The organism is Exiguobacterium sp. s40 (genome assembly GCF_018617905.1).
GTDB lineage: Bacteria > Bacillota > Bacilli > Exiguobacteriales > Exiguobacteriaceae > Exiguobacterium > Exiguobacterium mexicanum_A.
This window is the reverse complement of the sequence record NZ_JACSLC010000001.1, coordinates 218877-230849: the sequence shown is the minus strand read 5'-3', so window position 1 is coordinate 230849 and position 11973 is coordinate 218877. Positions and strand designations below refer to the sequence as shown.

At 51.3% G+C, this 11973-nt stretch carries 14 protein-coding genes; 10 read left to right on the top strand and 4 right to left on the bottom strand.

The annotated features are described in order from the left end of the window. Positions 1-11 precede the first annotated feature (11 nt). The gene (locus KNP02_RS01170; RefSeq protein ID WP_138859166.1) at positions 12-344 is read right to left on the bottom strand and encodes a hypothetical protein; all 333 of its coding nucleotides are present in this window, start codon (positions 342-344) and stop codon (positions 12-14) included. A 114-nt stretch (positions 345-458) separates the two neighbouring features. Here KNP02_RS01170 and KNP02_RS01165 point away from each other — a divergent pair, with 114 nt between their 5' ends. From KNP02_RS01165 to KNP02_RS01140, 6 genes are all read left to right on the top strand, one after another. Next, complete coding sequence (locus KNP02_RS01165; RefSeq protein ID WP_034778277.1) at positions 459-770, top strand: thioredoxin family protein; 312 nt, start codon at positions 459-461, stop codon at positions 768-770. A gap of 5 nt (positions 771-775) precedes the next feature. Next, entirely contained in the window at positions 776-1567 is a 792-nt protein-coding gene (locus KNP02_RS01160) for a DUF1444 family protein (protein ID WP_214706444.1), read from the top strand. A 48-nt stretch (positions 1568-1615) separates the two neighbouring features. Beyond that, complete coding sequence (ytpR, locus tag KNP02_RS01155) at positions 1616-2236, top strand: YtpR family tRNA-binding protein (protein ID WP_138859168.1); 621 nt, start codon at positions 1616-1618, stop codon at positions 2234-2236. 53 nt (positions 2237-2289) lie between these two features. Next, a complete protein-coding gene (locus KNP02_RS01150; RefSeq protein WP_214706442.1) occupies positions 2290-3216 on the top strand; it encodes a hypothetical protein in 927 nt (308 codons plus the stop codon). Between the two features lie 88 nt (positions 3217-3304). Further along, positions 3305-4612, top strand: a complete 1308-nt coding sequence (gene murC, locus KNP02_RS01145; RefSeq protein ID WP_214706440.1) for a UDP-N-acetylmuramate--L-alanine ligase — start codon at positions 3305-3307, stop codon at positions 4610-4612. 102 nt (positions 4613-4714) lie between these two features. After that, positions 4715-5167 carry a Dps family protein gene (locus KNP02_RS01140; RefSeq protein ID WP_034778268.1) on the top strand — a complete coding sequence of 151 codons (453 nt, stop codon included), beginning with the start codon at positions 4715-4717 and terminating at the stop codon, positions 5165-5167. 39 nt (positions 5168-5206) lie between these two features. Here KNP02_RS01140 and KNP02_RS01135 read toward each other — a convergent pair whose 3' ends face one another. After that, a complete protein-coding gene (locus KNP02_RS01135; protein WP_214706437.1) occupies positions 5207-6319 on the bottom strand; it encodes an aminopeptidase in 1113 nt (370 codons plus the stop codon). A gap of 172 nt (positions 6320-6491) precedes the next feature. Here KNP02_RS01135 and KNP02_RS01130 point away from each other — a divergent pair, with 172 nt between their 5' ends. The 4 genes from KNP02_RS01130 (at position 6492) to ccpA (ending at position 10118) form a co-directional block, all read left to right on the top strand. Continuing rightward, positions 6492-7016: a DUF948 domain-containing protein gene (locus tag KNP02_RS01130; RefSeq protein WP_034778266.1), complete on the top strand. Its 525-nt coding sequence runs from the start codon at positions 6492-6494 to the stop codon at positions 7014-7016. Positions 7017-7038: 22 nt separating this feature from the next. Then, positions 7039-7749 carry a YtxH domain-containing protein gene (locus KNP02_RS01125; RefSeq protein ID WP_214706435.1) on the top strand — a complete coding sequence of 237 codons (711 nt, stop codon included), beginning with the start codon at positions 7039-7041 and terminating at the stop codon, positions 7747-7749. A 137-nt stretch (positions 7750-7886) separates the two neighbouring features. Further along, positions 7887-8978 (top strand): bifunctional 3-deoxy-7-phosphoheptulonate synthase/chorismate mutase, encoded by a 1092-nt coding sequence (locus KNP02_RS01120; protein WP_034778264.1) that lies wholly within the window; start codon positions 7887-7889, stop codon positions 8976-8978. A 126-nt stretch (positions 8979-9104) separates the two neighbouring features. Continuing rightward, positions 9105-10118, top strand: coding sequence for a catabolite control protein A (gene ccpA, locus KNP02_RS01115; RefSeq protein WP_034778263.1), 1014 nt, complete (start codon positions 9105-9107; stop codon positions 10116-10118). Between the two features lie 50 nt (positions 10119-10168). Here the strand turns inward: ccpA and KNP02_RS01110 are convergent, their stop codons facing one another. After that, complete coding sequence (locus KNP02_RS01110) at positions 10169-11338, bottom strand: acetoin utilization protein AcuC (RefSeq protein ID WP_214706433.1); 1170 nt, start codon at positions 11336-11338, stop codon at positions 10169-10171. Next, complete coding sequence (locus tag KNP02_RS01105) at positions 11335-11967, bottom strand: acetoin utilization AcuB family protein (RefSeq protein WP_138859175.1); 633 nt, start codon at positions 11965-11967, stop codon at positions 11335-11337. Before KNP02_RS01105 ends, KNP02_RS01110 begins: the two co-directional genes overlap by 4 nt. Between the last annotated feature and the right edge of the window lie 6 nt (positions 11968-11973).

Below are 11973 nucleotides of genomic sequence, written 5' to 3'. Positions count from 1 at the left end.
CTCTCTTTCGTTCACCAACCGAAAAGAGTTCGGACGGTCTCGACGGTTTCACGAGGGACGCGGAAGCTCGCCAAGAATAAGACGAGCAAGACGACATAGACGGGGAGTAAAAACCGTTTTCGAATGATGGGCAGCCTGCGCACAAGACGTTTGCCGACCCGTTCGAGTATGTAAATCACGGCGAACCCGACGACGAGCCATACTAAAATCTCGCCTCGCGTCTTGTCCGTATCGATGAACAAGTAGCCGTAGCGCAGAATCGCCAGCATGCCGATGACGCCGACGAGTTGCTCGAGCGGATGTTTCATTTCTGGATTCAACTGTTCACGTGTCCATTTTGTCATGACTTCACCTTTTTCACGTAGTCTTCGCTCCCGATGATCATAAAACATGAGAGCGGAATGTGACAACGGACTTATGCTATCATGAATGGGGAAAAAAGAACAGGAGTGGTGAACATGAAACAATTGACAACGATGAACGAGTATACAGAAGCAAAACAAGGGAAGAGCATCTTGATGTTTTCAGCGACGTGGTGCGGTGATTGCCGTTTCCTCGATCCGTTCATGCCAGACATCGAAGCGAAGTTCGAGGATTGGACATTTTACTACGTCGATCGTGACGACTGGATGGAGCTCGCACAAGAGCTCGACATTTTTGGGATTCCGAGCTTTGTCGCCTTCAATGGCGGACAAGAAGTCGACCGCTATGTCGGACGCGAACGGAAGACTCCTGAGCAAGTCGAAGCCTTCCTTCATGGGTTAGGGTGAGCTAGATGGAACGGAATGAATTACGTCGCCATCTCGAACGCCGGTTTACGGAAGGGTACCGGACCTCGTATGACCGTGAGAACGAGGTGTTGCGCATCGAGCGGTCCACGGACCGGTTCGGCGTCAACATCCGTCTCGCCCCGCTCGTAGCGAAAGCGAAAGTCCGGGGAGAAGTCGCCATTGAAGAGGTCGTCGACTACATCAAGACAGCGCTCTCGGCCGACGATGCGGTCACACTTGCTGGCAATGAAGCGAACATTTATCCCGTCATTCGTTCGGCCTCGTTCTCGACGGAGACGAAGCGTGGGGAAGCACTCGCGATGACGCCACATACAGCTGAGACGGCTGTCTTTTATGCACTCGATTTGGGCAACGGCTATCGCTTGATCGAAGAGCGGCATTTGGACGGGATGCCTTTGACGCGTCTTGACGAATTGGCACGGGACAACGTTATGAAGTTGCCGACCGATTTAAAAGAAGATACCGTGGCCGGGAATACGTTCTATTTTCTGGCTGCTCGGGACGGGTATGAAGCGTCACGGATTTTAAATGATGAGTTTTTGCGGGTCATGGAGCGCCGTATCGATGGCGATATGCTCGTCGGGGTACCGCATCAGGACGTGATGATCATCGCGGACATCCGCAACGATCAAGGTTATGATGCGATGCAACAGCTCATGTTCGACTTTTTCACGAATGGGCGGATTCCGGTGACGGCTCTTTCTTTCCATTATGAGGACGGCGTTCTCGAACCAATTTTCATTGTCGGAAAAAAGAACCCACCAACGGACGCATAATCTGCTAAACTAGTTGTGTCTAGTTTGAAAGAAGGGGCGTTTTTATGTATGCAAATCAATGCTTTTTATAACCGTGAAGGAATCGGCGATGTCCTCATGGTCTTGTTAAGAGAAGGCGATCGCCACCACCAAGTCGTTGAACGGAAAGATGATGTCGCCATCGTCAAATCGACGACGGGAAAAGTCAATGGCTATAACATCTTCAATGCCAGTAATTATTTTGACGTCAGCGACTGGCACGGGCCGGTCGAGTTGACGGCCGAGTTGATTGAGACGCTCGGTGTCATCTTGCGTAAACAAAATATCGAAGCCGAGCTTTCGGGCGTGGACTTCACCCCGAAATTTGTCGTTGGCTACGTCAAAGAAGCTGAGAAGCACCCGGATGCGGACAAATTGTCGATCTGTCAAGTTGAGACCGATCAAGGTGATGTCCAGATTGTCTGCGGCGCACCGAACGTCGCGGCCGGCCAAAAAGTCGTCGTCGCGAAACCTGGAGCGGTCATGCCGTCTGGTTTGATCATTCGTCCATCGAAGTTACGAGGTGAAAGTTCACACGGGATGATTTGTTCAGCGCGAGAATTGAACTTACCTGATGCACCGCAAGAAAAAGGGATTCTCGTATTGGATGACGAATATGAAGTAGGGAAAGCATTTGAAATCGGTCGCTAAATTCGACCGATTTTTTGCTAAATAGGATTGAGTGAAAAAGCGAGGAATCAAGTATGGATGCATATGAACGTTCATTAAAACAACAAGCAGACCGAATTCGACGCGAACTATCCCAGGAAGGTAAGAAAGGTGCGCCTGCACCGAAGCCCGAGCCGAAGGATGAATTTGTACCGTCGGATGTGCCATCTCCGATTTATGGATACGCCCGACCGAAACCAAAAATCATTCTGCCGACTGAACATTCTCCGGAGACGCGTGACGATTCAGCGATCCGCCAAGCAAAGCGAGTGGCCGTCCCGGTAGAGGAAGTGTCAGAAGCGGTGCCGCCAAGCGTAGAGGCTGAGCCTAAGAACGAACCGGTAATTGATCCCGTAGATGAACCGGTGATGGAGTCAGTGGATGAAGCTGTAGTTGATTCAGTAGACAAATCCGTGCCGACCGTCGTTGATGCGCCGACGTCACAGCCTGACCTCGATGTCGCAGCGAACGAATCGCCATCAGCGGAGACGCTTGAGGAAATGGTGTCCGAGCACGCGGATACGCCAAGCGAAGAGACGATTATTTCCACGGAAACGATCGAGGAAAGCCCGTTCGTCTCTGAAGACGAGACAGCTGAACAAGATACTAAACCGCTCCTCGGGGAAGTCTCGATTGTAGAGAGCGGGTTCGCCTCTGTGTTCATGGGTTCGACCGATTTAAAATCATCGAAGATTGCCGTCCGGGAAGAAAAGCAAGACGTGACCGAAGAGGACGTTTCGCTCGATGCACCGGTTGAGACGGTGGCCCCAGTTGTCGAAGATGTTGCGAAAACATTACAGACTGATGAACTGATTGAAGTGCCTGACGAAGAAGAGTTGACGCCTGCGATGAGCGTCTCGTATAAAGCGGAAGGCCCTCCGCTCAATGTCATGATGACACCGCAAGACCGGATGGCGATGTATAAGAGTCGTCGTTTGGCGAAAAAAAACAATAATCTGTAATAGCATGACTCCTGGAGTTTTGCTATAATGACAAAGGTTTGTCGCATTTTTTCAACAGACCGCAATGAATTAGGGGGGCTATTTACAGATGAACCGTTATCACTTCGTCGGAATTAAAGGAACGGGCATGAGTCCTTTAGCTCAAATTTTAAATGACATGAACAATGAGGTCCGAGGTTCGGACGTTGACAAAGCATTTTTTACTGAAGAAGCATTGAATCGCAAAGGAATTGAAATCCTTCCGTTTGATCCTGAAAATATTACCGAAGGGCAAATCGTCGTACAGGGCAACGCCTTCGCTGACGATCACCCTGAAGTCGTTCGAGCGCGCGAGCTCGGATTGACGATATACAAATACTATGAGTTTCTCGGCGAATTGGCCGACCACTACACGAGTGTCGCCATTACGGGATCTCATGGTAAGACATCGACGACAGGTCTGTTGGCTCACGTCATGCGCGGCATCGAGCCGACGTCGTTCTTGATTGGCGATGGCACAGGAGAAGGGGTCGAAGACTCGAAGAATTTTGTCTTCGAAGCATGTGAGTACAAGCGTCACTTCTTATACTATCGTCCAGACTACGCTATCATGACGAACATCGACTTCGATCACTCGGATTATTTCTCGGGTCTCGATGACGTCATCGATGCGTTCCAAGAAATGGCGAAGCAAGTGAAAAAAGGCATCATCGCTTGTGGCGATGATGAGAACCTGCAACACATTCAAGCAAACGTGCCAATCGTCTATTACGGTTTCGGTGCCCATAACGACTTCCGTGCCGAGAACGTGAACTCGACGGACAACGGAACAACGTTTGACGTTTACTTGCGTGACGACTTCTATGGGACGTTCCGCATTCCGGGATATGGCAACCACAGCGTCTTGAATGCCCTTGCCGTCATCGCGACGTGTGACTATGAGAACTTACCGAAAGAATTGGTTAAAGACCGCCTCGAGACGTTTAACGGCGTGAAACGTCGTTTCAGCGAATCGACGCTCGGAAACCAAGTGCTAGTGGATGATTATGCCCACCATCCACGGGAAATCAGCGCGACAGTCGAAGCGGCACGTAAAAAATACGCCGGCCGTGAAGTTGTAGCCATCTTCCAACCACACACGTATACACGCCTGAAGTCATTCATGGATGATTTTGCTGGGGCATTAGCCGAAGCGGACGCGGTGTACTTGTGTGACATCTTCGGTTCGGCTCGCGAACAAGAAGGTACTGTTACGATCGAAGACTTGCAATCGCGTATCGAAGGCGCGAACGTCTTGAAGCAGGGCGGGGTCAGTGTCTTAAGTCAACATAAAGACGCGGTTCTCCTGTTCATGGGAGCCGGAGACATTCAAACGTACCAACGTGAATACGAGAATCACGTCCAACTCGAAGCGTGAATCGAGAGCGAATGGCTGATGCCGTTCGCTTTTTTTGTGTTTAACATCAAGTCAAGACGGTAATAGTATTAGCGACTGAATTTGGAAAAGGAGATGTTAAGGATGGCAAGCCAAGGCGCATTGAGCACATTGAACAAAGAGGTGGCCAACTATGGCCTCTTATTCGTCAAACTGCATAACTACCACTGGTACATTAGCGGACCTCACTTCTTCACGTACCATGAAAAGTTGGAGGAACTGTATAACCTCGTCGCTGAACTGTACGATGACGTGGCGGAGCGGCTCTTGATGAATGACGGCGAACCGTATGCGACGATGAAAGAATATCTCGAACATTCGACGTTGCAAGAAGGGGATCGCCATGCGGATACCGATCAAATGATCAAGGACGTGATCAGTGACTTCAAACAGATCCGTCAAGAGATGCAAGACGCGATGGAAAACTTCGAAGACGGGGACGAAGCAATCGAAGACACGTTCGTCTCTCATATCGAGCGACTCGAGAAAGAGATTTGGATGATGTCGGCAGCGCTCGGCAAAAAGACGAAGCTATAATGAAAACAAGCGTGCCGATTGCGGCACGCTTGTTTTTTGTTATTTTAAATTTTCTGGATTGAGTGGCAAGAGCGAGTCGACGACAAAGCGTCCGTCCTTGCGAATCAATACGTCATCGAACCAAATCTCGCCGCCGCCATAATCAGGACGTTGGATGTTGACGAGATCCCAGTGGATTGAAGAGTCGTTCCCGTTATAGGCGTCGTCATATGCCTGGCCTGGTGTGAAGTGGAAGCTGCCGTCAATTTTCTCATCGAACAAGATATCTTTCATCGGGTGTTGGATGTACGGGTTGACGCCGATGGCGAATTCGCCGACGTAGCGTGCGCCTTCATCCGTATTGAACACGTCATTGATTCGGTCGGTGTCATTCGCCGTCGCGTTGACAATTTTTCCGTCTTGGAACGTCAACGACACGTTCTCGAAGGTGAAGCCGTGATATGGAGATGGCGTGTTATATGTGATGACGCCGTTGATCGAGTCTTTGACCGGCGCAGTGAACACTTCACCGTCCGGAATGTTCATCTGACCCGAACACTTGATGGCCGGGATATCTTTGATCGAGAAGCTGAGATCCGTTCCTGGCCCTTTGATCGTGACACGGTCGGTCTCGTTCATGAGCGTGACGAGTGCGTCCATGGCCCGGTCCATCTTGCCGTAATCGAGCGTGCAGACGTTGAAGTAGAAGTCCTCAAACGCCTCGGTCGATTTGCCGGCGAGTTGCGCCATCGATGGGGACGGGTAACGCAGCACGACCCATTTCGTTCCTTTGACGCGGTCCTCGGTATGCATTTTACCGATGGTGGCCCCGACGAGTTTTTGTTGCTCGGCCGGAACGTCTGATAACTCGTTAATGTTGTCACCGGCCCGAAGTCCGATATAGGCGTCCATGGCCTGCATTTGTTTGCGCTCGATGTCGGCCATGAGCTCAAGTTGCTCTCGGCTTGCTCCGCTGTAGAGCTTACGCAAAATACGGCTCTCTTTCAACAAGACGAACGGATGCCCCCCGGCTTCGTACGCCTTCTCGACAAGCGCTTCGACGAGCGACTCCTCGACACCAAAATTTTCGATTAGAACGCGTTCCCCTGACTTCAATTCGACCGAATAATTGATCAATCCGTCGGCGAGTTGCGTGATTCTTGGATCTCTCATACGTCCACCCCTTTAACTTTTTTAAATTTATTTCTATTTTAGTGTAATCGAAAACATAAAAACGGGTAAAGGAATAATCAGACCGGATGGCGAAAAAGGTTGTGACAAATCTTTTCAGTCATAATGGTGCTATAATGAAAACACCATATTATCGAACAGGAGGAATGGATGCATGGAAATCACATTAGGAGGCATTGCAGGGCTCATCGCGGCACTCGCATTTGTCGTACTCGTATTTTTCTTGGCACGTGTCTTGTCGAACGTCAATCGGACACTCGGCAGCGTCGCCAACACGACTGAAAACTTAGAACGTCAATTAGACGGAATCACAATGGAAGTGACGGCGCTCTTACATAAGACGAACCGTCTTGTAGATAACGTCGAAGAGAAAACAGAATTGCTCGCACCAGTGGCTCACGCGCTTGATGAGCTCGGCACGTCGCTCAACGAAGTGACGGAGTCGGTACGGACGGTTTCTTCTTCTGTTCACGTGGCAGCAGACGAAAATAAAGAACAGATCGCCCAAGCGGTACGATGGGGATCTGTCGCTGTAGAATTATTTAAGAAAAATAAAACAGAGACCTCTTCTGACGAACGACCATCACGTCGTCGCGGACGTCGAGACCGGAAACAAGAACAAGAACCGACAACGGTCTCACCAGGGTTGATTGCGACAGACGATACAATCAAATCATAACCATCATAAGGAGGAAGTAACGATGACATACGACAAGAACAAAACATATAACAACGAACAACAACCGAGCGGTGGATTTTTGGCAGGTGTCGTTCTTGGCGGCGTAATCGGCGCGGCCGTGGCACTCCTCACATCACCGAAGAGCGGTCGTGAAGTGCGTACGTATTTAGACGAGAAGACGGCGACGTCGCGTGAGCGATTGACGGTCAAATCGAAAGAAGTACGTGAGAAAGCAGAGCCGGTCGTTGGTGAATGGATCAAAGTGGCGAGCGATAAAGCAGCGCCTGTCTTGAACCTCGTCAAAGACAAGGCCCGTGAAGCAGCCGAATTGAAGCAACAAGTCGACGAAGACGAGTTGTCAATCGAAGAAGCGATGGAGAAAGCCGATCAACTCGTAGCCGAGGCAGAAGCTGAAGTGAAAGAACAACTCGACCGCGCTTCAGAAGATCAGTCGAGCGAAACCAAAAAATCGAACGACTCAAACGATTCATCGAAAGCAGACGCTAAAACGGATGCCTCATCTGATAAACCGAAGTCATCAGAAAGCAAGCCGAACGCGAACAAAGCAAACACAAACAAATCGGCAGCGAACAAACAAGAAGTATCAAGCAGCCGTGATCAGTCAGAAGGCTATGAATCGGATTTCGAAGCCCCTGTAAAAGACTTGCTCGACGATGAGTCGAAACAAGAATTAAAGGACTTGAAAAACAATCTTAAAAACGGCAACAAGTAATGCATCGAGCGTCCGGACCATCCGGACGCTTTTTTTTGTTGATTTTGTGTCGCTAGCCCATTTCCCTATGACAAAGCGGTTAAAGTTCGATATAATTAGGTTTCTGGAAAGAACGGCTTAGAAATGAGAGGGTAATTATGAGTCCACAAGATCAATTGAATCGTTTACGTCGCGAGATGGATGAGTTGAATCGTGAGATGCTCGACTTGCTCAGCCGCCGCGGCACGCTCGCTGTCGAGATCGGTAAAGTGAAACGTCTGCAAGGCGTCGAACGGTACGACCCAGTCCGCGAACGAGAAATGTTAGACTTTATTGCGGCATCGAATCCTGGTCCTTTCGAGACGGCTCGCTTGCAGCACTTGTTCAAAGAAATGTTCAAAGCCTCGGCCGAGCTTCAAGGAGAAGACCGTGATAAGACGTTGCTCGTCTCGCGTAAGCGTCAAGCCGAAGATACGATTGTCACGCTCGACGATGTCACGATTGGTAACGGACGTCCGCAATTGATTGCGGGACCGTGTGCGGTTGAATCGTTCGAACAAGTGAATGCTGTCGCTGAAAAGTTAGCGTTGTCTGGTGTCAAAATCTTGCGCGGCGGGGCGTATAAGCCTCGCACCTCCCCATATGATTTCCAAGGACTTGGGTTTGATGGATTGCAGCTGTTGAAACAAGCAGCGGATCGCCACGACTTGCGGGTCATCTCGGAAATCATGACACCAGGTGCGGTCGAGTCGGCACTCCCTTATGTAGACATCATCCAAGTCGGCGCGCGTAACATGCAAAACTTCGATTTGTTGAAAGAAGTCGGGAAGACCTCGAAACCGGTCTTGTTGAAACGCGGTCTCGCGGCGACAATCGAGGAGTTCATCTATGCGGCGGAGTACATCATGGCGAGCGGGAATAGCCAAGTCATCTTGTGCGAACGCGGGATTCGGACGTATGAGCGGGCGACACGCAACACGCTCGATATTACGGCGGTACCGATTTTGAAGCAAGAGACGCATTTACCGGTCATGGTCGATGTCACCCATTCGACGGGACGACGTGATTTGTTACTGCCGGCGGCCAAGGCGGCGCTTGCGGTCGGAGCCGATGGCGTCATGGTCGAAGTGCACCCGAATCCGGCGATTGCCTTGTCGGATGCCCAGCAACAACTCGATTTCGACCAATTCGATCAATTCGTGGACGGGCTTACGGCCCAGTTCCCTCAACTTGATTTGGTGAAAAAGTAAGCTTTCCAATTGGAAACGTTTTATATAGCGTGAAGACAGGGTAAAATGATGACAGATACCTGTCTTCCTTTTTTGACACGTTTTTTGAAAATCGTTTGAAAATCATTGCTTGTAGGAGGAGTTTTAATGAATAGTAATAATGTAACCATCTATGATGTCGCACGAGAAGCCGGGGTGTCGATGGCAACCGTCTCACGCGTCGTCAACGGAAACCCGAACGTCAAACCGACGACCCGTAAAAAAGTTCAGGACGCCATCGACCGTCTTGGTTATCGTCCGAACGCCGTCGCCCGCGGACTCGCCAGCAAGAAGACGACGACGGTCGGCGTCATCGTCCCTGATATCTCGAACATCTTTTTCGCAGACCTCGCGCGTGGGATTGAAGACGTGGCGACGATGTACAAGTACAACATCATTCTCGGAAACTCGGACTCGAACCGTGACAAAGAGATCCATTTGTTGAACACGTTGCTCGGCAAACAAGTCGACGGCATCATCTTCATGGGTGGACGTCTGCATGAAGATCTCGTCAACGAGTTCAAGAAGTCGCCGGTGCCAATCGTCCTTGCGGCGACGCTCAACCAAGGATATGACCTTCCGGCGGTCAACATCGATTACGAGCAGGCAGCGTACGATGCGACCGAAATGTTGATCGGCCACGGCCACAAACAAGTTGGCTTCATCACAGGACCACTCGAGCAACAAATCAATGGCGAGAAGAAATTCTCTGGTTACCGCCGTGCCCTTGACGACGCCGGACTCCCGTTCCGTGAGAGTGACGTCGTCCTCGGGAATTACACGTACGCATCAGGCCTTGAGGCGATGCAGAAGATGCTCGAACGTGACGATTGCCCGAAAGCGATTTTCGCCGGTACGGATGAGATGGCACTCGGTGTCATTCACGCGATTCAAGACGCCGGTTTTTCGGTCCCGAACGATTTTGAAGTCGTCGGCCATGATAACACGCGTCTCGCGACGATGATTCGTCCGAAATTGACGACGGTCGTCCAACCGATGTATGACATCGGTGCCGTTGCCATGCGTCTCTTGACGAAAATCTTGAACGCTGAAGAAATCGAAGAGAAAAACGTCGTCTTGCCGCACCGCATCGAACGTCGCGATTCGGTACGTCAAGACTGAATAAAAATCCCCTTGCCTGTCGGAGTCACTCCGCAGGCGAGGGGATTTTTTTAGACATATAATGATTTGCGATCGTTCGAGATGAACGGCCAAAAGGCGCGTTTCGACACTTCCCAATTCTTCTCCTCGATTTGTTGCTTTCGTGGAATGTGTTGGAACGTGTACGCGTGGTCATCCCACCGCGTCGGCAACGTTTGATCGGCTTTGGCCTGCCATTGTTCAATCCATTCGACCGGGATGTCACCACGATACGGTGCCTCACGCGTCAGACCGGCCCATACTTGGGACCAGGCGCGCGGCACCGTCCGATACCAGTCATACCCGCCGCCGCCAAGGGCGACGAGGCGACCTTCCGTGTACTCATCGGCGAGTCGAGAGGCGATTTGTGGAATCTGTTCGAACGTCCGAATCGTCGAGGCGAGGTGTGTCAGCGGGTCGAACGCATGGGCGTCGGCGCCGTTCTGTGTCAGGATGATATCGGGTTTGAACCACTCGCACGCTTCCCGGAACACGGTCTCGTAACAGCGCAGGAAGGAATCATCTTGGGTGAACGCATCGACCGGGACGTTCCAACTGTATCCATAGCCGTTCCCGTTACCACGCTCCGTGACCGATCCTGTCCCAGGAAACAAGTAGCGGCCGGTCTCATGGATGGATAAGGTCATCACATCCGCATCGTCATAAAACAGCCATTGGACGCCGTCACCGTGATGGGCATCGGTATCGACGTACAAGACACGCGACCCGTACGTCTGACGGACGTGAGCGATGGCGACGGCCGCATCGTTATAGACACAAAAACCTGACGCTTTTCGTCTCATCCCGTGATGCAGACCGCCCCCGACGTGAAACGCACGCTCGACTTTTCCGCTCGCGACCAAGTCAAGGGCGTGCATCGTCCCCCCGACCAGCCGGGCCGCCCCTTCATGGATGGTTGGGAAAATCGGAGTGTCTTCAGTACCGAGCCCAAATTTGTTCGCTTTCAACGTCGACAGCTCACCTGCGGCAGCCGCTTGGACCGCCTCGATATAATCGAGGTCGTGCACGAGCGCCAGCGACTCGACTGAGGCGAGGGGAGGAGCGATACACTCGGAGGCCTGAAGCTTGCCTGAGGCGATCAGGAGAGACGTCGTCAGCTCCAGGCGAATCGGATTGAACGGATGATCTTCGTGAAAGCGGTACGAGTTCTCGTTCTCGCCGAATATGTAGGCCGGTCTCATGGGGACATCTCCGGACCGAGCACGTCGAAGCCCTCACGCTTCAACCGTTCGATGATGCGGAGCGGATTCATCGTCTGCACGCGGAACGAGATGATCCGTTTATATGGGTCGGCCGTCGGATGGACGAACACGTTGATGATATTCACGTTCGTCTTGGCGAGGAGCCGTGTCACTTTCTCAAGCGTGCCGGTCGTATTCTCGACTAAGATTTCAATTTGTGAACTCGGCTCGAGTGCACCGGTCAATTGGACGAAATAACGCAATAAATCTGTCTCGGTCAACACGCCGACGAGCTTTCCTTGTTCGACGATTGGAAGACACGTCAAACGATATTCATAAAACAAGGCGGCCGCGTCTTCGAAAAAATCGTACGGGTGCGCCGTCGTCACATCTTGACGCATGATGCTCGAGACGGGGTTTTTAAAGTCAGCGCTCTCGCTTTCCGGGTGGAACACACTCGTCGCACCGCTCATCTCGAACTGGCCGACGATTCCGACGACTTGACGGGCCGGATTTGTGACGATGAGATGGCGTACTTTGTGGTCGCGCATGAGCTTGGCCGCATGGGCAATCGTATTGGTCGGTTGAATCGTCACGACATGACGATTCATCATTTGTTCAATCAGCATCCAGAT